This window comes from Flavobacterium sp. AED, assembly GCF_000812945.1.
Lineage (GTDB): Bacteria > Bacteroidota > Bacteroidia > Flavobacteriales > Flavobacteriaceae > Flavobacterium.
This window is the reverse complement of sequence record NZ_JSYM01000002.1, coordinates 352631-373113: the sequence shown is the minus strand read 5'-3', so window position 1 is coordinate 373113 and position 20483 is coordinate 352631. Positions and strand designations below refer to the sequence as shown.

Sequence of the window (20483 nt, the reverse complement as noted above, 5' to 3'; positions counted from 1 at the left end):
GCTTATATTATTTATTTGTTTTTTATTGTTTGAATTAAATTCAAAACTACAATGGTATTATTTTCAATAGATTGATAATCCTTTCTATCCATTAATGTTTTACTGATTAGTTTACTACCCATGCCCACCGCACAAACTCCTGCCTCATACCAAGCTCCAATACTTTCTCTAGTTGCATCAACTCCTCCTGTAGGCATGAATAAAAGATTTGGAAAAACATCTTTGACACTATTCAAAAACTCTATTCCTAGTATGTTGCCAGGAAATAATTTAACGAATCGTATTCCTGCATTTTCAGCGGCAATTATATCCGAAGGTGTCATACAACCTGGCCCATAAAAAATATCATTACTTAGTGTATAGCTTGCAATTTCATAAACAAAACCTGGGCTTATTATAAAATCAGCTCCTGCTTGAAGATATTCTTTAGCTTGGTTTAAATTTTTGATTGTACCAATACCAAGTAACAAATCAGGCATTTCTAAATTTCTTAATTGAACAAGTGCTTTAAAGTTATTTAAGGCTGTATCTCCTCTGTGCGTATATTCGACTGCTTTTATTCCTGCTCTATAGATTGCTTTAAGCACTTCTATACTTACTGTTTCATCTGCATTAAAATACAAAGGCAGTACTCCCTGTTGAATAATAGTATCTGTTACTTGTTGGATAGTTTTCATTTCCTTCTGTTTATATCTTAATTTTTAGTACTAATTTTTTAATTTCTCCTTCTCCAATCATGGGAGCGTGAACATCCTCTGGAAAAAAAACGACAAATTGACCCTCAGTTAGTTCGAAAAACAGATCAGGTGCATCACTAAAAAATCGTACATCTTTTTCCGGATTATAATCGCCATTAGGCAGTACACATTTCTGTCTGGGCTTCCAGCCAAAAGTTTCTTTTCCTTTGATACAATACTGAATATCAATATTCTTATCATGACATTCAACCTTTGACAAAGCAGTTTCTTTAGACACTCCTTGGAATGTTGCCACAAATGCTTTTAGGTTTTCAAAATCACCAACTGTACCATCTTCTGCTTTTTCAAGATTACTTTGGCCCATGATAAATTCAAATGCTTCCCTAAAACAAGGATGTACATTAAAATATTTTGAAGCATTTTCTAAAGTATCTATAATCATAAAATGTATTTTTTATCGTTGAACCCTAACACTTCCTTCTCCTCTCATTAAATCTAACACTTCATTTAAAGATGCGTGATTAAAATCCCCGGGAATAGTATGTTTAATTACGCTAGCAGCAACTGCAAACTCAGCAGTATCCTGCGTTGACATACCCGTTACCAGACCATAAATTAAACCGCTTGCAAAAGAGTCTCCTGTACCCACGCGATCTACAATTCTGACATCATATTTCTTGGTCTCGTAAAACTCCGTACCATCATAAACCAAAGCACTAAAACTATTATCACTCGCGCTATGGCTTTCTCTCAATGAAGTGGCTATAAATTTGAATCCAAACTTTTCTTTCATTTGTTTGAAAATATCCTTAAAACCGGCAATGGTTATTCTACCCTCTATGATATCGCTTTCTTTTGGTTCTAAACCCAAAGTTGTATCAGCTCCAATGCAAACATCCACATATTGGCAAATTCTTCCCAATACCTCAGCAGCTTTTTCTTTACTCCATATTTTTTTTCTATAATTAATATCGATGCTAGTCGTAATTCCCTTTGCTTTTGCAGCTTTCAAAACAGCTTCGGTTAATGCTGCAGTCTTATCACTCAAGGCGGGAGTAATCCCACTGGTATGAAACCATTCGGCACCTTCTAAAACAGCATCAATGTCAAACTCTTCTATATTAAAATCAGTAATGGAAGATCCAGCACGATCATAAATAACCTGGGAGGCTCGCAAAGAAGCGCCTGGTTCCAAAAAATAAATTCCCAAACGATTTCCTCCTTTAACTATAAATTGAGTGTCTACACCAAAACGTCGTAAATGATTAATTGCCGATTGACCAATAGCGTTATCAGGCACTTTTGTAATAAAAGTCCCTTGCAGCCCATAATTACACATAGCAGCTGCAACATTAGCTTCTGCTCCACCATAAGTGGCATCAAATGTTTCCGATTGAACAAAACGTTTATGATCTTGTGTTGACAATCTCAACATAATTTCACCTAGAGTTACAACTTTCTTAATCATCTTATTTAATTTTTTATTTGATCTGTAAAGCGATTATTTTAAATTACATTTAAACCTATTATGACTAAAAAACTATAGAAATAATTAAATACGTGTCCGTACACGTATTTTTAATATATTTGTCTACTTTTAAAAGAGAAAAATAAAAGTATTCTCTTTTAAATTAATCATCAAGAAGGTAAAATTAATTCGTGTACGGACACGGAACATGGCAAATATATAATAAAATTTCAATCATGCAAAAAAATATTATATTATGTTAAAGAAATAAAAAATATTTATGCATTGATAAGTATAGATTTTTTTGCTAACCAATGATACAATTAAGACTTTTGTAAATTACAAAAAAAACATTATTTTTGATTTCACTTATGAAAAGTGAAATTTTATCATAACCTTAAACTAAACGATTATTATTACAATTAAAAAAATTGCTCAACTTGCTGCTGTTTCTGAGGGAACAGTAGATAGGATTATACATAATCGAGGACAAGTTACACAAGAGAACATTGATAAAGTTAATGCCATTATAAAAGAATACGGCTATAAAAAAAATATATTTGCCAGCAGTCTCGCTTTTAACAAAAAATTCAAATTTGCAGTTTTCTTGCCTAAAAATGAAGGACTTGAATATTGGGAAATCCCAATTAATGGTATTGAAAGAGCAGAAAATGAATTTGAAAAATTTGGAGTTACTCTAGATTATTATTATTACAAATACAACTCAAATTCATTCAAAAAAATAGCTTCGAAATTATTAGAGCAAAAATATGATGGTATTTTATTAGCTCCTATCTTTCATGAGGAATCAATTCTATTTTTAAATCAATGTAAAAAGAAAAATATTCCGGTAGTCATGATTGACTCTAATATAAAAGAAGTTGACAGTTTTGCCTATATAGGTCAAGATGCTTTTCAAAGTGGGTATCTAGCAGGAAGACTCGTGTGTTATAATGCGACTTTGGAAAATAATGTTTTGATAATAAAAGTTACTCGCGAAATAGAAAGTACCTCCGTATATCTGCAACGAATTAAGGGATTCTATTCATTTTTTGAAGATCATAAAGAATTTGCAAACTTTAAGTTTTCAGAAATTAGATTGAAAGACTCCGGTCAAAAACAACTAAACCTAAAAATGTTTGAAGGAATTGATACCATTTTTATTCCAAATTCAAGATCTTATATTGTTGCTGAATTTTTGAGTAAAAACAAACTAAATCACATTAAATTAGTTGGTTATGATTTATTGCAGGAAAATGTAAAATACCTAAAAGATGGAGTTATTGATTTTTTAATAAATCAAAAACCAGAACAACAAGGTTATTTGGGTGTTGAATATTTATATAAAAAAATTATACTCAAAGAAAATGTTGAAAATACTTATTATATGCCTTTGGAAATAATTATAAAGGAAAATTTTTCCAAGAGCCATGAAACTATTTAAAAAAATCAATTTTAATAATCTATAAAGCCTCAAAATTTCAATAAACCCTTAAAGTCATCGTTTTTAAGGGTTTGTCTTTTAAAGAAATTTTATATTATAATAGCATTGATTTTCAAAAACATAAAGATTATTATTCCTTTCGATTACTTATCATTTTAATCATACTCCATCACATTTAAAATCAATACATAACTACTTAATTTTACCTATAAAACGTAATAGAATTCATTGGTCACTTCAAATTGGAATTAAATGATCAACGACATTGGAATTTGTAATAATTTGGATTATGACATGTTCAAAAAGGACTCTTTTGAAAAAAAATGAAAAAAATATCGATTCTGAAACGCTTGTTTCAAAAATAGTTTTACATTTGCACAGTAAAATTTAATCTTATGGCTCGCTGTATAGAATTTAACGAAGTTGAAAAAATTGAAAAAGCAATGAATGTCTTTTGGGAAAAAGGATATAATGCTACTTCAATGCAAGACCTCGTGGATGCAATGCAGATCAATAGAAGTAGTTTATATAATACAATTGGCGACAAACACCAATTATTCATGAAATGCATCAGCAATTATTTTGAAACAGCAATGTGCGAAGTAAAGCAAAAAGTGGCCAATGAAAAATCTGCCAAGCAAGCTCTTATCAACATTATTAATGATAAAGCATCTTGGATAGTAGATTGTGAAAAAGGTTGTCTTGGTATTAAAACTATTTTTGAATTAGCACCTGAAGACCTTGTAGTTCGCAACTTAATGAGTAAAAACAATGATATTTTTATTGATTTTTTAGCTGAAACGGTTCAAAAAGCAATGGATAATAAGGAAATGGATGACACCGAAGATGCTGCTTTAATGGCAGAGTATATTATGACATCATTTACTGGTTGGAAACAATCCTATATTCTCCATAGAAATCCAATCAAAATAAAAAAAATGTCAGAATTCCTGATTAAAAATATCTTTAAATAAAATCTTTTTTTTTATCTAAATTCTGGAACGTTTATTTCAGAAAATAATATACAATAAGCATACACATTTTTAAATTATAGCATTGATTCTGAAACGATTATTCCAGAATTATCGCTGCAATAAATTATTAACCTTTAAATAAAAAACAGCATGAATTCTGAAACGTTTATTCCAAAAACAACTGCAATATCTAAGACCAATTTAAATCCAATTTCAATCATGAAAAAAATTACAATTTTAAGTATAATGGCTGTGTTTTTAATCAGCTGTGCAGATAAATCGCAAGCACCTGCCGCTGCGCCAGCTCCGCTCCTGCCCGTTATGGCAATTAAAAATTCAAATGCTATTACTGATGCCGAATATCCTGCTTCCATACAAGGAACGGTTGATGTAGAAATCCGCCCACAAGTAAGCGGTAATCTAGACCGCGTTTTTATCGATGAAGGTGCTTACGTTTCAAAAGGACAATCTTTATTCAAAATAAACGAACGTCCTTTCCGTGAACAGCTTAACAATGCATTGGCAAACCTTCACGGTGCCGAAGCGGCATTAATAAACGCGCAATTAGAAATTGATAAATTGACTCCACTTGTACAAAACAAAGTAGTTTCTGACTATCAATTAAAAACGGCTAAAGCCTCTCACAGAATTGCAGCTTCGAATATAGAGCAAGCCAAAGCAATGGTAGAATCTGCAAGAATTAATTTGAGTTACACGACAATAAAAGCTCCAGTAAGCGGTTACATCGGAAGACTGCCAAAAAAACAAGGAAGTTTAGTATCTGCAAGCGATATTGAACCATTAACCAACCTTTCTGATGTTCACGAAGTATATGCTTATTTCTCATTAGGAGAAACGGATTTTATCAACTTCAAAAGTCAATATTCAGGGAATACAATTGGAGATAAAATCAAACAATTACCTCCTGTTTCTTTACTATTAGCCGATGGTAATGTCTATTCTCAATTAGGAAAAATCGATATGGTCGACGGACAATTCGATAAAAATACCGGTGCAATAACGCTTAGAGCAACTTTCCCTAATGCGAGCGGTACTTTACGCTCTGGAAATACAGGGAAAATTCGTTTAGGTATTCAACATAATGATGCCATTTTGGTTCCTCAATCAGCTACGATAGAAATGCAGGATAAAGTTTTCGTTTTCACCCTAAACAAAGGAAACAAGGTTAACAAAATGCCAATTACGGTTATCGGGAAAAGCGGGACTGACTATCTTATCAAAGACGGTGTAAAATCAGGTGACCAAATCGTATTAAGCGGTATCGACAAACTTCAAGAGGGACAAGTTATTCAGCCAGAGAAATCAACCGCTAAAGTTGCCCTAGTAATTAACAAAAAATAATTTTACGAAAATGTTCAAAATATTTATACAAAGACCCGTACTGGCAACTGTTATCTCCATATTATTGGTGATATTGGGTATACTTGGGCTTACGAAATTGCCTTTACAACAGTTCCCTGATATTGCACCGCCATCGGTTTTAGTAACGGCAGTTTATCCGGGAGCCAACGCAGAAACGGTTTTACGTTCCGTTGCACCATCACTGGAAGAATCTATAAACGGTGTGGAGAACATGACATACATGAGCTCAACAGCCAGTAACGACGGTACTTTAGCGATTACAGTTTTCTTTAAATTAGGAACGAATGCCGATCAGGCTGCAGTAAACGTGCAAAATAGAGTGGCGCAAGCTACAAGTCAATTGCCTGCAGAAGTTGTTCAACAAGGTGTAACCACCGCGAAGCAACAAAATAGTTTCATCATGGCGATTGGTATGTACACCGAGGATGAATCGAAATACGATCAGACTTTTATTGCTAATTACGCCCAAATCAATATCATCCCTGAAATCAAACGTATTCCAGGTGTAGGTTCAGCAAGTATTTTTGGAGGTGTCAAAGATTATTCGATGCGTGTTTGGTTAAATCCATCTCAAATGGCGACCTATAAAATTACGCCAAATGAGGTAATGTCAGCTATTCAAGATAAAAGTTTGGAAGCTGCTCCAGGGAAATTTGGAGAGCGAAGTAAAGAGGTTTTTGAATACGTTATCAAGTACAAAGGAAAACTAACCAAACCCGAAGAATATCAAAATATTGCGATACGTTCTAATGCCGATGGTTCTATACTTCGCTTAAAAGATGTTGCCAGAATCGAACTTGGGGCTTACTCCTATAACAGTTTAACGCGTTTGAACGGTAAAAAAGGAGTCGTAATCGGTATCATTCAGTTGGCGGGTTCAAATTCCAATGACATTCAGGTTGCGATTAACAAACTGATGGTAAAATCAGCTAAAGATTTTCCCGCAGGCATAAAACACAATATTTTTTATAGTACCAAAGTTTCTTTGGACCAATCGATAGAACAGGTTGAACATACTTTAATAGAAGCTTTTATATTGGTTTTCATTGTAGTATTTATCTTCTTACAGGATTTTAGATCAACTTTGATTCCGGCCATTGCAGTTCCAGTAGCTATTTTGGGTACGTTTTTCTTCATGCAGTTATTCGGATTTTCGATAAATCTGTTAACATTGTTTGCCTTAATTCTGGCAATTGGTATTGTTGTCGATGATGCGATCGTCGTCGTCGAGGCCGTGCATGCAAAAATGGAACACAAACATTTGTCTCCTAAAGTTGCTACGCACGAAGCGATGCACGAAATCACAGGTGCTATTATTTCCATCACGTTAGTAATGGCCGCGGTATTCTTGCCAGTTGGTTTCATGGAAGGTTCTACTGGAGTTTTCTATCGTCAGTTTGCTTTCACAATGGCAATTGCAATTGTAATTTCAGCAGTTAATGCTTTAACCTTAAGCCCTGCGCTAGCTGCTTTGTTCTTAAAAGACAATCATGCTGCAAACGGCGATACTCCATATGAGAAAAAAGGATTCAAGGAGAAATTCTTTAACGGATTCAATAATAGTTTCAATTCTTTAACAAACCGTTACGTGGGCAGTTTGAGATTTTTGGTTCGCCATAAATGGGTTAGTTTAGGAGGTTTAGCGGTAATTACTTTTGCTACGATTATAATGGTAAAAACTACGCCTTCAGGATTTATCCCAACTGAAGATCAAGGTTTTATTGCTATTGCAGTGAATACCCCATCGGGAACCTCTTTAGACGGAACTCAAAAAATAATGACTCAGGCAGAAAATACGTTGCGAGGTTTAGATGCATCCCGATTTGTAACTGCGATTTCAGGTTTCAACCTATTAACGAATTCGACAAGTCCATCTTCGGCAGTTGTTTTTGTTTTGCTTAAACCAAATGAAGAGCGCGGAAAAATAAAAAATATCGATGAAATAATGAACGAGGTTCGTGGTAAATTAGGCGCTATTTCTGGCGGTAGTTTCTTCGTATTTAGTTTCCCGACTGTTCCTGGTTTCAGTAACGTGGAAGCATTAGATTTGGTACTTCAGGATAAAACTGGCGGTAAACTGGATAAGTTTAGTGGCATTTCTCAAAACTTCATCGGAGAATTGATGAAACGACCTGAAATTGCGGTAGCCTTTACCAGTTTCAAAGCTGATTATCCTCAATTACAATTGGATATTGATGACGCAAAAGCCGATCAATTGGGTGTGAAAGTAAAAGACATTTTGCAAACCATGCAGGCTTATTTTGGTAGTGCACAAGCATCAGACTTTAATCGATTTGGTAAATACTACAGAGTGGTTGTTCAGGCAGATATTGCTGATAGAGCTGATCCGTCATCAATAGATCGTGTTTTTGTAAAAAACAAAAATGGCGAAATGGTTCCGTTAAATACTTTGGTAAAACTGACTCGTATTTATGGTTCTGAAACAGCTTCGAGATACAATTTATTTAATTCAATTTCGATTAATGCGATTCCGAAACCTGGTTTTAGTTCCGGTGACGCCATCAAAGCAATCGAGGAAGTGGCTGCTCAACAATTGCCAGCAGGTTATAGTTACGAATTTTCAGGACAAACACGTGAGGAGATTTCTTCCGGAGGTCAATCAGCAACAATTTTCCTTCTGTGTCTGATATTCATTTATTTTTTGCTTGCCGCACAATATGAGAGTTACATTTTGCCTTTAGCGGTAATTTTATCTATCCCTGCCGGAATATTTGGAGTGTTTGTAGCCATTGGCTTGACCGGAATCGAAAACAACATTTACGTACAAGTTGCTCTTGTCATGCTAATCGGATTGCTGGCCAAAAATGCCATCTTGATTGTCGAGTTTGCTTCGCAGAGAAGAAAAGCAGGAAAATCATTAGTAGCAGCATCAATCGAAGCTGCAAAATTGAGACTTCGTCCAATTATTATGACATCTCTAGCCTTTGTCGTGGGGTTAATCCCAATGATGAGTGCCACAGGACCATCAGCTCAAGGAAATCACTCAATTAGTATTGGTGCTGCCGGAGGAATGGTTTCAGGAGTAATCCTTGGGTTGTTAATCATCCCCGTTTTATTCATCGTATTCCAGCATTTACAAGAAAAGGTTACTGGAAAACCACTAGCCGTAATTCATAACGAAGAAAAATAAAAAATGGAAAATTATATAACCACAATTCTGATAACGGTTTTTGTTATTATCGCATACATATCCTATAGAGTTTCGAAAGATCTTGAAACTAGAAAAGATGCTTGTTCAGAAATTTAATGCCAAAAAAGTAAAATGAAAAATCATACAACCAAAATTGTTGCGATAGTAATTTTTATCACAACATTCCTATCCTGTAAAGTTTCGAAGGATATTGAAGTTCCAAAAGATGCATTTCCTGATAATTTCAGGAGTGCATCCGCTTCCGGCGATACCACAAGTATTGCCAATATAGAATGGAAAAATTTCTTTACTGAGAAAGACATCGTAAAACTGATAGACAGTGCTATTACAAAAAATAACGATTTGCAGATTGCAAGCAAAAATATTGAAATTGCACACTATCAATTAACGCAGGCAAAATGGGGAAATATTCCAGAAGCAAATCTTTTTGTGAATGTAAGTTCCAATCGTCCTTCTGAAAATAGTTTTAACGGAATTAACTTAAATCAGGCTTTAAATGAAAAGCATATTGAAGATTATTCGGCTGGAATAGGGCTTTCGTGGGAAGCAGATATCTGGGGTAAAATTCGCAGTCAGAAAAAAGGTGCTTATGCAGGATATCTTCAATCAGAAGAGGTAAAAAAAGCGTTACAAACTACTATTGTTTCAAATGTTTCCAAAGGATATTACAATCTTTTGATGCTGGACTCTCAATTAGAAATAGCAAAAAAGAACCTGCAACTAAATGATAGTACAACCAATATCATCAAATTAAAATACGATGCTGGTCAGGTTTCATCATTGGCCATTCAGCAATCGGAAGCACAAAAACTAACTGCGGCACAATTAATTCCGTTATTGGAACAAAATATTGCTATTCAAGAAAATGCGCTAAGTGTATTGACCGGTTCGTTTCCAAGTTCAAAAGAAAGAACAATTACACTAAATTCAATTCAGCTGAAAGAGAATATAACAACAGGAATTCCATCTTCATTAGTAAGACAAAGACCTGATGTAAAAAATGCAGAATTGTCTTTGCTTAAAGCTAATGCAAACGTAGGAATTACAAAAGCTAGCTTATATCCTTCCCTTAAAATTACGGCAAGCGGAGGTTTAAATTCTTTTGCAACAAGCAACTGGTTTAATATTCCTGCTTCGTTATTTGGAACTGCACTTGGCGGATTAACACAACCGTTGCTAAACAGCAAAAAGATAAGAACACAATACAATATTGCTAAAGCCGAAAGAGAAAAAGCAGTATTAAACTTCCGACAATCGGTTCTGGTTGCCGTTAGTGAAGTATCAGATGCTTTGATAAAAATCGAAAAGCTGGAAAGACAACATTTTTTTATTAAAGAACGTGTAAAAACGTTACAACAAGCGATAAAAAATTCGAATATGTTGTTTAAAAACGGAATGGCAGATTATCTCGAAGTAATTACAGCGCAAGCTAATATGTTACAAAGTGAGTTGGAACTAGCCAACATTAAAAGAGAACAATTATCAGCCAATACCGAATTATATCGCGCATTAGGTGGTGGTTGGAAATAAGATTATTTTAAAACCAATGTCATGGAGTTCTACTATAGTCCCAGTAACTCTACAAAAAGGATGATTAGCAAATCATCCTTTTTTTTTTATAAATCAGATGTCATTTACCCTTTATTTACAAGTAATTAGAATAAAACATATTTGACATAGTAGGTGTTTGTACAAGATTTCATTTAGGAAACTTCCATTACTTAATTGAGATTCTTATATTTCTGTTGTAGTAGTTTTGTCAAAGCAGTTTCGGTTTTGGAATCCAATTGTTGTGAAGCAAAATGTTTCCACATTCCATCGATATAAATCAGTAGCAATTCAGCTTCTAAAGTTGGATTTTCATACTTCAATTTCGAAAAAGCTACTGTTAATTTTTCGTAACAAGGCTTCATAAAAATGTCGTGGTATCTTTGAGAAAGAGAATTTAATGCAATGATTTTATGTTGCATTTTCCAAAAATCGGGATGCGAATCTACCAAAATTCTTGGAACCTCAACGATTTTTAAAATATATTGCAATCCGTTTTCGCTATTCAAATAATTGGAAATTATTTTTGCTGCCTCTTGATAGCCATGCTTGATTATATCCTCCAATAATTTTTCTTTCGTACCAAAATGTCTAAAAATCAATGCTTCTGAAGTTTCCGCCTCAGAAGCTATCGATTTTGTAGATGTGGCTCGCTCCCCATTTTCTGTGAACAGTTTGAGAGCAGCGTCAAGTATATCCTTTTTTTTGCTCATCTGGAAATTATTTAGATTGCGAGCGTTTTATAATTTAAACCCGTTCAATGATTACCGCATACCCTTGTCCAACACCAATGCACATGGTCGCCAAAGCATATCGTTTTTGTAAACGTTGCAACGATAAAGCAGCACTGTAAACGATTCTGGTTCCTGACATTCCCAATGGATGTCCCAAGGCAATTGCGCCTCCATTGACATTAACTCTGGAATCATTGTCTTGAAGTCCCATAGCTCTGGTACAGGCCAAACTTTGCGCTGCAAAGGCTTCGTTCAATTCAATAATATCAATATCATTCAATGTTAATCCGGCTTTCGCCAATGCTTTTTGCGTTGCCGTAACAGGACCAATTCCCATAATTCGAGGTTCAACACCTACAACCGCTGAACTCACGATTCGGGCTAACGGTTTTAAATTGTACTTTTTTACTGCCTTCGCAGAAGCAATAAAAGTGGCCGCTGCACCATCATTCAATCCCGAAGCATTTCCTGCAGTAACCGTTCCATCTGCTTTGAAAGCCGGTTTTAATTTGGCCAAAGTTTCCAATGTTGTACTGGCTCTGACGAATTCATCTTCGGAAAAAACAATTGGTTCGCCTTTTCGCTGTGGAATGCTAACGGGAATAATTTCTTGCGCCAACACTCCATTTTCTTGTGCTTTTGCCGCTTTCATTTGTGAATTATAAGCGAAAAAATCTTGGTCTTCCCGACTGATATCGTACAAATCCACTAAATTTTCAGCTGTGATTCCCATAGGATCTACGCCATACATTTGCTTCATTTTTGGATTTACAAAACGCCATCCAAAACTGGAATCTTCCATTTTAGAATCGGTTCCAAATGCTTTTGATGCTTTCGAAATCACCAATGGACCGTGAGTCATATGCTCTACTCCACCGGCAATAAAAATATCGCCATCCCCAGCTTTAATTGCACGTGATGCTCCTATAATTGCAGACATTCCTGATGCACACAATCTATTAACCGTTTCTCCGGGAACTATAACCGGCAATCCCGCCAGCAACGACGCCATTCGAGCCACGTTGCGATTGTCTTCTCCAGCTTGATTGTGACACCCTAAGATGACATCATCAATTGCAGCGGGTGGAATATTTGGATTTCTATTTACTAATGCTGCAATGACAATTGCCGCCAAATCATCTGCTCTAACAGCAGAAAGTGTTCCTCCAAAGCTTCCTATTGGCGTTCTGATTCCATCAATTATATATGCTTCTGTATTCATTTTTATTCCTTTTAAATTATAATTCTTCCTGTGGAAGGTTTGCTTTTTTTCTCCAATAATTAATTACTGCCGATGTGATAATGGTAATAGATAATCCAATGAAACATCCGGTAGTCACTGATATAAACCGTTCCACAGCTCCTATCCATGACATTTGCGTCTGTTCATGAATCAATACAATGATGAGTGCTACAATTGCGGTTCGCGCCACATTCATCAGATTAAACAAATAACAAGTGGCTATTGAAAGTATAATACCTGATACTAACATATAAACATTTGGCGCATGAATAAAAAAACAAAGCAATCCTATTCCAGAACCAATTAAATTTGATTTAAACCGTTCAATAGACAAACGACGCGCATCTTTTGCTTCGGGCGAAATAACCAAAATAATAGAAAGCAGTGTCCAATACAGTTCATATTCGGGAAAGCTCAGATACAATTGATAGCCGATTAAAAACCCAATGATGCATTTGAACCCATAAATAATTAAATCAGATCCGATACTGTATCGTATTAATTTGTTTACCATTCGATTAGTATTAAAATTAAAAGACTAAGATAATCCTATTCTAACTGTCTTTTTATGATAATTGTTCTACGAATTTTGCTTCCGTTTTTTCTCGAACTTCTTCTAATGTCGCTCCCGGCATTAATTCTATTAAAGTCAATTTGCCATCAATATATTTGAAAACAGCCAATTCCGTAATCACCATATCAACAGACCCTAAAGTTGTTAAAGGCAATGTGCAAGTAGGTACAATTTTAGAACTTCCGTCTCTATTATTATGATTCATTGTAATAATCAGCGTTTTGGCACCCGAAGCTAAATCCATTGCTCCGCCAACTCCTAATAAAGGTTGACCCGGCACAGCCCAATTCGCCAGATTTGCATGTTCATCCACTTCTAAACCGCCCATTACAGCAATATCAACATGTTTTCCACGAATCATGGCAAAAGAATCTGCACTGTCAAAATAACTGCTTCCCGGTACTGCCGTAACTGGAATTTTTCCAGCGTTAACCGGGTAATTCATTGCTCCTCCTCCATCTACAGGTTCTGGACCAACGCCTAACATTCCGTTTTCAGTGTGTAAAATAACACCGTGTTTGGGTGTAATTAAATCTGCAACTAAGGTTGGAATTCCGATTCCTAAATTGACTACATCTCCTTTTTTTAATTCCTGTAACGCGCGTTTGGCCATATTCATGCGGTCTTCACTCACTTTTTTCCCTTTGCTAACTGATGCCGATGAACCTAAGTCTTCCAGAGTAAGTGTCGCTTGAACTAAGTAATCAACGTAACATCCCGGTGTGTGAATGTAATTAGGATCTAAACTGCCTTCCGGTACTATTTCTTCTACTTCAGCAATAACCAAATCAGCTGCTGTTGCCATAGCGCGATTAAAATTTTGCTCTGTCATACGATAGATTAAATTTCCTGCCGTATCCGCTTTCCACGCTCTGATAAAAGCTACGTTTCCACGAATTCCTTTCACAAAAACCTGTTCAACACCATCAATTATTTTAGTCTCTTTTCCTTCTGCAATAGGCGTTCCAGCGGCAGTTGGCGTGTAAAAACCTCCTATTCCTGCCCCTCCGGCTCTTAAGGCTTCCGCCAAAGTTCCTTGTGGTACTAATTCATATGCTACAATTCCATCTTGAGCAGCTTTCACCGCTTCGGGATTACTGGTAAAAAAAGAACCAATCATTTTTTTCAATTGTCCGTTTCGCAACAAACGTCCGCCCCCAATTCCCGCTTCGCCAACATTATTTCCAATAAAAGTGATGTTTTTAGTTTCCGTTTTCGATAAAGCATCCATTAAATGAACTGGATTTCCCGTCATCCCAAAACCTCCTTGCAATAAGGTATCACCATCTTTTACGAATGCTGCGGCTTGTTCGGTTGTTATTTGTGGAACTGTTTTCATAGTTTAATTTTTAATAAATTCAATAAGTAGTTTTGTAAAATCATCAGCCTTTTCAATATTTGAAATATGAGCCGTTTTTAAGGCCGCCAAAATCGAATTTGGGATTTTTTCCATTAGAAAATCACCGTCTTTTATGGTTGTCACCAAATCCTCTGTGCCGGAAATAATTAAGGTTGGCGCTAAAATTTTGGAAACTTCATCTGTAAAATCAGCATCCCGAACGGCAGCACAACAAGAAATATATCCTGCTAATGGGGTTTGTACAAACTTTGCTAAAACCGAATCAACCTTCACTTTATTTTCTCTGACAAATTCAGGAGTAAACCAGCGTTCTTGCGTTCCTGAAACGATACTGTTCAAACCATTCTTTTGAACGGTTTCAATACGGCTATTCCAGCCTTCAGCGTTTCCAATTTTTACGGCAGTATTACAAAGTATTAGTTTAATCAACCGTTCCGGCGCATGTATTCCCAGCCATTGTCCGGTCAATCCACCAATAGATAATCCACAGAAATTTACTTTTTCGATTTTCAGATAATCCAATAAATCCAATACATCGTTCCCTAACATTTCAATGGAATATTCCCCTTCGGCAACTTCGCTTTTTCCATGACCACGAGTGTCGTACCGCAGGATATTAAATTCCTGTCCAAGCAACTCTATTTGTTTATCCCACATCGTCAAATCAGTTCCTAATGAATTAGAAAAAACCAATGTTTGTTCTTTCTTGAAATCATCAAACACATAATTTAATGTTGTATGCTGCATTTTTATTTTTGACATTATTTCATTTTTTTATTAACCCAAATCGCCACCGGCTACCGGAATGGTAACTCCTGTGATATAGGAAGCTTCATCGGATGCCAGAAAAAGTATGGCCGAGGCTTGCTCTTCAATGGTTCCGTAGCGTTTCATTAAACTCGATTCGGTGGTTTGATCTGCCACTTCTTGTCTCCATTTTTTTTCCTGTTCCGAATCTGGAGTTTCATTACGGGGAATCAAACGTTCGGGAGCTTCGGTTCCGCCTGGTGCAACCGCATTCACCCGAATATTTTTTTCAGCATATTCGAAAGCCATGGCGGCTGTAAGGGCATTTACTCCCCCTTTTGCAGCAGCATAAGGAACACGATTAATTCCTCTGGTTGCAACCGAGGAAACATTCACGATTACACCTCCTTTTTGATCCAACATCACCGGAAGAACTGCACGACAGCCCCATAAAGTTGGAAAAAGTGAACGACGGATTTCTTTTTCTATTTGATCTTCTTCATAGGTTGCAAAAGGTTTCATCCAGATGGTTCCTCCCACGTTGTTAATCAAAATGTCTATTCTGCCAAACTTTGCAACAGCTTGTTCTACTACCGACTGAAAGCCTGAAAACTGTTCCAAATCGGCAATAACTGCGAGTGCTTTATTTTTTTGGTCTTCACTCAATTGTGAAGCTATTTCGTTTACTATTGGAGAACGATCAATTAATACAACCGAACCGCCTTCGGCTAAAAGCTGCAATGCAACCGTTTTTCCTATTCCTTGAGCGGCACCAGTAACAAGGACCACTTTTCCTAAAAATCTATTGGGGTGAAGCATTTTTACTGTTTAAAAATTATAATTGTACATTTTCCTGACCCGTTGGAACAAATTTTTCCATGTAAAAATTAACATGTTGAATCGCCTCTTTGTCAAGCGTCGTTTTTACCGCTTCCACCATCGCATTTGGTCCGCAGATATAAATATCATAGGCTTTATCGCCAAGAAGTCCTTTGTTAATCCATTGGGTAACAAATCCTTTATCATGCCCTTCGGCTTGTTCGTCAGACGTACAGGTGAATATGTTCAATGGCATAATTTCACTAAACGCTTTCAAACGTTCCAATTCCACTACATTCTCACCAGTAGTTGCTCCGTAAAACAAATGAATCGGTGTGGTATTATTTTCTGCTTTTAGTTTTTCTAGCATGGCCATAAAAGGAGCAATCCCAGTACCGCCTGCAATAAAAATTAATTCGCGTTGTACATCTCTCAGATAAAAACTTCCCAAAGGAGTTACAATATTTAGTTCAGTTCCCTCGGTTGCCAAATCTTTCAGATAACTACTCATCAATCCTCCTGGCACTAATTTGATTAAAAACTCTCCTTCTGAAGCATCAGGTTGTGAACTAAACGAATACGATCTGGTTTGTGAAGTTCCCGGAACCTCAATATTTACATATTGTCCCGGAAGAAATTGAAAAGAACTCCCGTCAGCAGCACGCAATTTTAATTGATAGATTTCTGAAGACAAGCGATTCAATTCCTTAATTTCAGTAGTGATAGCCGTAGATTTAACTTTACAGGCAGCAGAACTCGCCAAAATATCAACCACAAGGTCAGTTTTTGGCCTCACTTGACAAGCAAGCGCAAAACCTGCCGCGGCTTCTTCATCTGATAAGGCTTCTTCGATATAGTCTCCTGCATCGAAATTTCCTGATCTCATTTTACATTTACAAGTACCACAAGCGCCATCAGCGCAATCTAACGGAATGTTTATCCCAACACGATATGCAGTTTCTGCTACAGTTTCATTGGGTAAACTATCTATAAATCGGGTAACTCCATCCTCAAAGTTTAATGCTATTTTTGCCATAACTTTTTGTATTAAATATGATAAATGTCAAGAATCTGACGAATGTAATCGTTCTTCAGTATGACTTTTTTATTAGTGATTAAAAATGAGTCTGCTGTTTTTTTCAAAGTGTAGAAGGAAACGCCAAAAAACTGATCCAATTTATTGTATCGAAAGCTTAATGTATTCCAGTTAAAACGTATTTTAACTTCATCATCATTTTCTTCCAGAATTTCAATATTTGAAATCATGTGACCTGTTCTGGTATCTGGTAAAGTAGCACTGGAACGTTCGGTTCTAATTCTAAAAATACGGTCTTCCAGACCATAACGATTCGGGTAGTAAATCAGTGAAACTTCCGTTTCGTGATTGGTCGTTAACTTATCCTCATCATCCCAACATGGCATCCAAAATTCTACTTTTTCATCATATAACTGAAGCCATTCATCCCATTGTTTGTCATCTAAGTATCTCGCTTCCTGATAAACAAATGCTTGTATTTTATCGAAATTAGTCATCTTACAAATTGTTTTCTAGGTTAATCAATTCCTCACTATTCAAGGCTTTTTTCATCTCATCCGCCCAATATTCATGTTGCATCAGGAATAATCCTTCATCTTCACTTCTATTTCCACTTAATTTTGGATTGATTCCCATGGCCGTAGCATGTTCATCTGGACCATAAACCCAATGCTCTGCACCACGGCTAACATCGTTCCAAGCCATTCCTTTTGACAAATAACTTTCCTGACACGATCTGAATTCTTCCAAATCATCAGGGGTTCCCATTCCGGTCACATTGAAGAAGTCTTCATATTGACGAAGACGTAAAGCTCGATCTGCCGCAGGTTCGTTTTTGGGTGCAAAACAATAAATAGTTACTTCTGTTTTATCGACAGCAATAGGACGAAGTACACGAATTTGAGTCGAGAACTGATCCATCAAATACACATTTGGATAAATAGCCAAATTGCGGGTTTCGTTTATAATAAAATTTGTTTTTTCTTCACCAAGTGTAGTATTCAATCGATCCAACTGACTGTAAAGAGGGCGCACTTCCGGATTCAGCATTTTGGTCCAAAGTAACATGTGACCGTTTTCAAAACCATAAACACCGCCTACACTTTTTGACCATCCGTTTGGATCTACAGCTTGTACTCCCTCTTCTTTACGGTTCCCCATTGTAGCCACATAGTTCCAGTGCACGGAGCTTACGTGGTATCCATCGGCACCGTTTTCCATTTGCAATTTCCAGTTGGCGTCGTAAGTATACGTAGAACTTCCATTGAGTACTTCCAATCCAAATTCAGACTGGTCTACCATCTGATCTATAATCTTAACGGTGTCACCAAGATATTCTTCCAACGAAGAAGAATCTGGATTTAAGCTACCGAATAAGAATCCCTTATAAGATTCAAATCGTGCCACTTTTTTCAAATCATGCGAACCATTAGTATTGAACTGCTCTGGATATCCTGCCCCTTTTCCGTCTTTTACTTTTAATAATTTTCCCGAATTATTAAAAGTCCAACCGTGAAACGGACATGTATAAGTAGATTTATTTCCTTTTTTATAACGACAAAGCTGCGCTCCTCTATGACTGCATGCATTGATAAAAGCATTCAGTTCGCCTTCTTTATTACGTGAAATAAAGATAGATTGTCTACCAATGTAGGTGGTGAAATAATCGTTCAATTCTGTTATTTGACTTTCATGTGCCAAATAAATCCAATTCTTTTCGAAAATATATTTCATTTCCAATTCGAACAACTCCGGATTGGTAAAGGATTCTCTTTTATGACGATACAAACCTTCTGCAACATCATGCTGAAGTAGGCTTTCTACATATTCTTTATTTAATTTTTCCATTAGTGTTGTTGTTTAGTAGTCATAATCCACCCGCTCCGGAGTTATTTTTGGGTAAAACCATCATGAGAATAGTTAAGAAAATCGATTCGATTTGTTCCTTCTCACAGAGATTATACATGTCCAAAAGATTTCGGAAAATAGTAATAGACCGTTCTTTTTTATATTATGCTATAGATTCAGCTCTCAATCGTTCTACATCTGCATCGTGAATTCCTTCCACTTCTTTGTGCAAAGTGAAGTCGAAATCGATTGAGGAAAAAGGCTTGTCTAATCCTTTTTCTTTGATTTTTTCCACATCAGTAATTACAGTAAGATCCGGAATCAAACCTTCACGTGTTGCGAAAGCAAAATCATCCCATAAGTATGGATCACCAGCAAAGTTAATTTGTGTCGTTAATTTTCTGCAGCCTGGCGTTGAAACAAAGAAATGAACGTGAGATGGACGATTTCCGTGACGACCAACGGCATTTAAAAGTTCTTCTGTTGATCCACCTGGAGGAACTCCGTAGCCAGAAGGAAGGATACTGCGGAATTGATAGTTTCCGTTTTCATCCGTTTCTATCGTTCCGCGTAAATTGAAATCACTTTGTGATTGATCAAAATAAGAATAATTCCCTTTTAAATTAGCATGCCAAACTTCAACAATTGCATTTGGAATTGGATTGTTTTTATCATCCAAAACTTTTCCCTGCATGAAAAAAATCTCTCCTTGTTCTACTTCAGTTCCGTCGTCAATACGCGCAAATCCTTTTGATTTTGGTGCTCCTGTAACATAAAGTGGTCCTTCAATAGTTCTTGGTGTCCCACCAGTCATTCCTGCTTTTTCTTCTTCTTCATCCATACGCAAGTCTAAGAAATGTTCTATTCCTAAACCTGCAGCAATCAAACCGTATTCTTCATTTTGACCTGCTTGTGTCAAGTAATTTACTGCCGTCCAAACTTCATCCGGTTGGATATCTAAATCTTCGATCGTGTAAAACAAATCGCGAAGGATTCTGTTTACAATTGCTTTTGCTCTTTCGCTTCCAGCTTCTATTTTTTCAGTACTTTCAATTTTTTGAAGTAATCCGTCTATTTGTGCTCTTGTCATGATATTGATTTTTTTGATTAATTATAGTTTTTTTTTGATTATTTAAAAGAGTTACAATTCTCCTTCTTTAATGGAAGAATAATGTTTGCATAATGATTTTACTTCGATTTCCATAAAAGGAAAAAGGGGTAAATTGCTCAGGATGTCATGAAGTTCAGCTGGACTTTCTACATTGAAAATACTGATGTTCGAATACTTCCCGACGATTCTCCAAATGTCAACCCATTTTCCGCTGCGTTGCAAATCTTGGGACATTGCTTTTTCTTTTGCTTTTAATTCGTTTACAAAATTCACATCGGAATCATGTGGAATTTTTACGGTCATTTCTACGTGGAATAACATAAT

19 protein-coding genes are annotated in these 20483 nt (G+C 36.1%); 5 read left to right on the top strand and 14 right to left on the bottom strand.

The features are described 5' to 3' along the window. Positions 1–11 precede the first annotated feature (11 nt). The 3 genes from OA85_RS10800 to OA85_RS10790 are packed head-to-tail and all read right to left on the bottom strand — an operon-like array spanning position 12 to position 2166. Complete coding sequence (locus tag OA85_RS10800) at positions 12–677, bottom strand: ketohydroxyglutarate aldolase (RefSeq protein ID WP_039109761.1); 666 nt, start codon at positions 675–677, stop codon at positions 12–14. A 10-nt stretch (positions 678–687) separates the two neighbouring features. Beyond that, a complete protein-coding gene (locus OA85_RS10795) occupies positions 688–1140 on the bottom strand; it encodes a YhcH/YjgK/YiaL family protein (RefSeq protein ID WP_039109760.1) in 453 nt (150 codons plus the stop codon). 12 nt (positions 1141–1152) lie between these two features. Then, on the bottom strand, positions 1153–2166 hold the full coding sequence (locus tag OA85_RS10790; RefSeq protein ID WP_039109759.1) for a sugar kinase: 1014 nt from the start codon (positions 2164–2166) through the stop codon (positions 1153–1155). Between the two features lie 409 nt (positions 2167–2575). On the opposite strand from OA85_RS10790, the gene OA85_RS10785 reads away from it, so the two are divergent. From OA85_RS10785 to OA85_RS10765, 5 genes are all read left to right on the top strand, one after another. Beyond that, positions 2576–3610 carry a substrate-binding domain-containing protein gene (locus tag OA85_RS10785; RefSeq protein WP_039109758.1) on the top strand — a complete coding sequence of 345 codons (1035 nt, stop codon included), beginning with the start codon at positions 2576–2578 and terminating at the stop codon, positions 3608–3610. Between the two features lie 395 nt (positions 3611–4005). Continuing rightward, positions 4006–4584: a TetR/AcrR family transcriptional regulator gene (locus OA85_RS10780; protein ID WP_039109757.1), complete on the top strand. Its 579-nt coding sequence runs from the start codon at positions 4006–4008 to the stop codon at positions 4582–4584. A gap of 219 nt (positions 4585–4803) precedes the next feature. Further along, positions 4804–5946 carry an efflux RND transporter periplasmic adaptor subunit gene (locus OA85_RS10775; protein WP_156129449.1) on the top strand — a complete coding sequence of 381 codons (1143 nt, stop codon included), beginning with the start codon at positions 4804–4806 and terminating at the stop codon, positions 5944–5946. Between the two features lie 10 nt (positions 5947–5956). Then, complete coding sequence (locus OA85_RS10770; RefSeq protein WP_039109755.1) at positions 5957–9118, top strand: efflux RND transporter permease subunit; 3162 nt, start codon at positions 5957–5959, stop codon at positions 9116–9118. A 132-nt stretch (positions 9119–9250) separates the two neighbouring features. After that, a complete protein-coding gene (locus OA85_RS10765) occupies positions 9251–10669 on the top strand; it encodes a TolC family protein (RefSeq protein ID WP_039109754.1) in 1419 nt (472 codons plus the stop codon). Between the two features lie 191 nt (positions 10670–10860). Here the strand turns inward: OA85_RS10765 and OA85_RS10760 are convergent, their stop codons facing one another. The 11 genes from OA85_RS10760 to catC all read right to left on the bottom strand — a co-directional run bounded on the left by OA85_RS10760 (position 10861) and on the right by catC (position 20480). Continuing rightward, positions 10861–11400, bottom strand: a complete 540-nt coding sequence (locus OA85_RS10760) for a TetR/AcrR family transcriptional regulator (RefSeq protein WP_039109753.1) — start codon at positions 11398–11400, stop codon at positions 10861–10863. A 34-nt stretch (positions 11401–11434) separates the two neighbouring features. Further along, complete coding sequence (pcaF, locus tag OA85_RS10755; RefSeq protein ID WP_039109752.1) at positions 11435–12643, bottom strand: 3-oxoadipyl-CoA thiolase; 1209 nt, start codon at positions 12641–12643, stop codon at positions 11435–11437. Positions 12644–12659: 16 nt separating this feature from the next. Beyond that, a complete protein-coding gene (locus OA85_RS10750) occupies positions 12660–13178 on the bottom strand; it encodes an aromatic acid exporter family protein (protein ID WP_039109751.1) in 519 nt (172 codons plus the stop codon). Positions 13179–13230: 52 nt separating this feature from the next. After that, positions 13231–14577 (bottom strand): 3-oxoacid CoA-transferase, encoded by a 1347-nt coding sequence (locus tag OA85_RS17220; protein ID WP_082014156.1) that lies wholly within the window; start codon positions 14575–14577, stop codon positions 13231–13233. Positions 14578–14580: 3 nt separating this feature from the next. Then, the gene (gene pcaD / locus OA85_RS10740) at positions 14581–15360 is read right to left on the bottom strand and encodes a 3-oxoadipate enol-lactonase (RefSeq protein ID WP_039109750.1); all 780 of its coding nucleotides are present in this window, start codon (positions 15358–15360) and stop codon (positions 14581–14583) included. A 15-nt stretch (positions 15361–15375) separates the two neighbouring features. After that, positions 15376–16164: a benzoate diol dehydrogenase BenD gene (benD, locus tag OA85_RS10735; RefSeq protein ID WP_039109749.1), complete on the bottom strand. Its 789-nt coding sequence runs from the start codon at positions 16162–16164 to the stop codon at positions 15376–15378. Between the two features lie 16 nt (positions 16165–16180). Next, entirely contained in the window at positions 16181–17200 is a 1020-nt protein-coding gene (gene benC / locus OA85_RS10730) for a benzoate 1,2-dioxygenase electron transfer component BenC (RefSeq protein ID WP_039109748.1), read from the bottom strand. 11 nt (positions 17201–17211) lie between these two features. Further along, entirely contained in the window at positions 17212–17697 is a 486-nt protein-coding gene (gene benB, locus OA85_RS10725; protein WP_039109747.1) for a benzoate 1,2-dioxygenase small subunit, read from the bottom strand. 1 nt (position 17698) lies between these two features. After that, entirely contained in the window at positions 17699–19048 is a 1350-nt protein-coding gene (locus tag OA85_RS10720; RefSeq protein ID WP_039109746.1) for a Rieske 2Fe-2S domain-containing protein, read from the bottom strand. 163 nt (positions 19049–19211) lie between these two features. Continuing rightward, a complete protein-coding gene (catA, locus tag OA85_RS10715; protein WP_039109745.1) occupies positions 19212–20138 on the bottom strand; it encodes a catechol 1,2-dioxygenase in 927 nt (308 codons plus the stop codon). Positions 20139–20189: 51 nt separating this feature from the next. Continuing rightward, on the bottom strand, positions 20190–20480 hold the full coding sequence (catC, locus tag OA85_RS10710; RefSeq protein ID WP_039109744.1) for a muconolactone Delta-isomerase: 291 nt from the start codon (positions 20478–20480) through the stop codon (positions 20190–20192). Positions 20481–20483 lie beyond the last annotated feature (3 nt).

Coding starts and splice junctions, on each gene's coding strand:
- OA85_RS10775 (WP_156129449.1), top strand. CDS start 4,804: ATGAAAAAAATTACAATTTTAAGTATAATGGCTGTGTTTTTAATCAGC.
- OA85_RS10720 (WP_039109746.1), bottom strand. CDS start 19,048: ATGGAAAAATTAAATAAAGAATATGTAGAAAGCCTACTTCAGCATGAT.
- OA85_RS10750 (WP_039109751.1), bottom strand. CDS start 13,178: ATGGTAAACAAATTAATACGATACAGTATCGGATCTGATTTAATTATT.
- OA85_RS10790 (WP_039109759.1), bottom strand. CDS start 2,166: ATGATTAAGAAAGTTGTAACTCTAGGTGAAATTATGTTGAGATTGTCA.
- benD (WP_039109749.1), bottom strand. CDS start 16,164: ATGCTTCACCCCAATAGATTTTTAGGAAAAGTGGTCCTTGTTACTGGT.
- pcaF (WP_039109752.1), bottom strand. CDS start 12,643: ATGAATACAGAAGCATATATAATTGATGGAATCAGAACGCCAATAGGA.
- OA85_RS10795 (WP_039109760.1), bottom strand. CDS start 1,140: ATGATTATAGATACTTTAGAAAATGCTTCAAAATATTTTAATGTACAT.
- OA85_RS10765 (WP_039109754.1), top strand. CDS start 9,251: ATGAAAAATCATACAACCAAAATTGTTGCGATAGTAATTTTTATCACA.
- OA85_RS17220 (WP_082014156.1), bottom strand. CDS start 14,577: ATGAAAACAGTTCCACAAATAACAACCGAACAAGCCGCAGCATTCGTA.
- OA85_RS10770 (WP_039109755.1), top strand. CDS start 5,957: ATGTTCAAAATATTTATACAAAGACCCGTACTGGCAACTGTTATCTCC.
- catA (WP_039109745.1), bottom strand. CDS start 20,138: ATGACAAGAGCACAAATAGACGGATTACTTCAAAAAATTGAAAGTACT.
- OA85_RS10760 (WP_039109753.1), bottom strand. CDS start 11,400: ATGAGCAAAAAAAAGGATATACTTGACGCTGCTCTCAAACTGTTCACA.
- catC (WP_039109744.1), bottom strand. CDS start 20,480: ATGTTATTCCACGTAGAAATGACCGTAAAAATTCCACATGATTCCGAT.
- benB (WP_039109747.1), bottom strand. CDS start 17,697: ATGACTAATTTCGATAAAATACAAGCATTTGTTTATCAGGAAGCGAGA.
- pcaD (WP_039109750.1), bottom strand. CDS start 15,360: ATGTCAAAAATAAAAATGCAGCATACAACATTAAATTATGTGTTTGAT.
- benC (WP_039109748.1), bottom strand. CDS start 17,200: ATGGCAAAAATAGCATTAAACTTTGAGGATGGAGTTACCCGATTTATA.
- OA85_RS10780 (WP_039109757.1), top strand. CDS start 4,006: ATGGCTCGCTGTATAGAATTTAACGAAGTTGAAAAAATTGAAAAAGCA.
- OA85_RS10800 (WP_039109761.1), bottom strand. CDS start 677: ATGAAAACTATCCAACAAGTAACAGATACTATTATTCAACAGGGAGTA.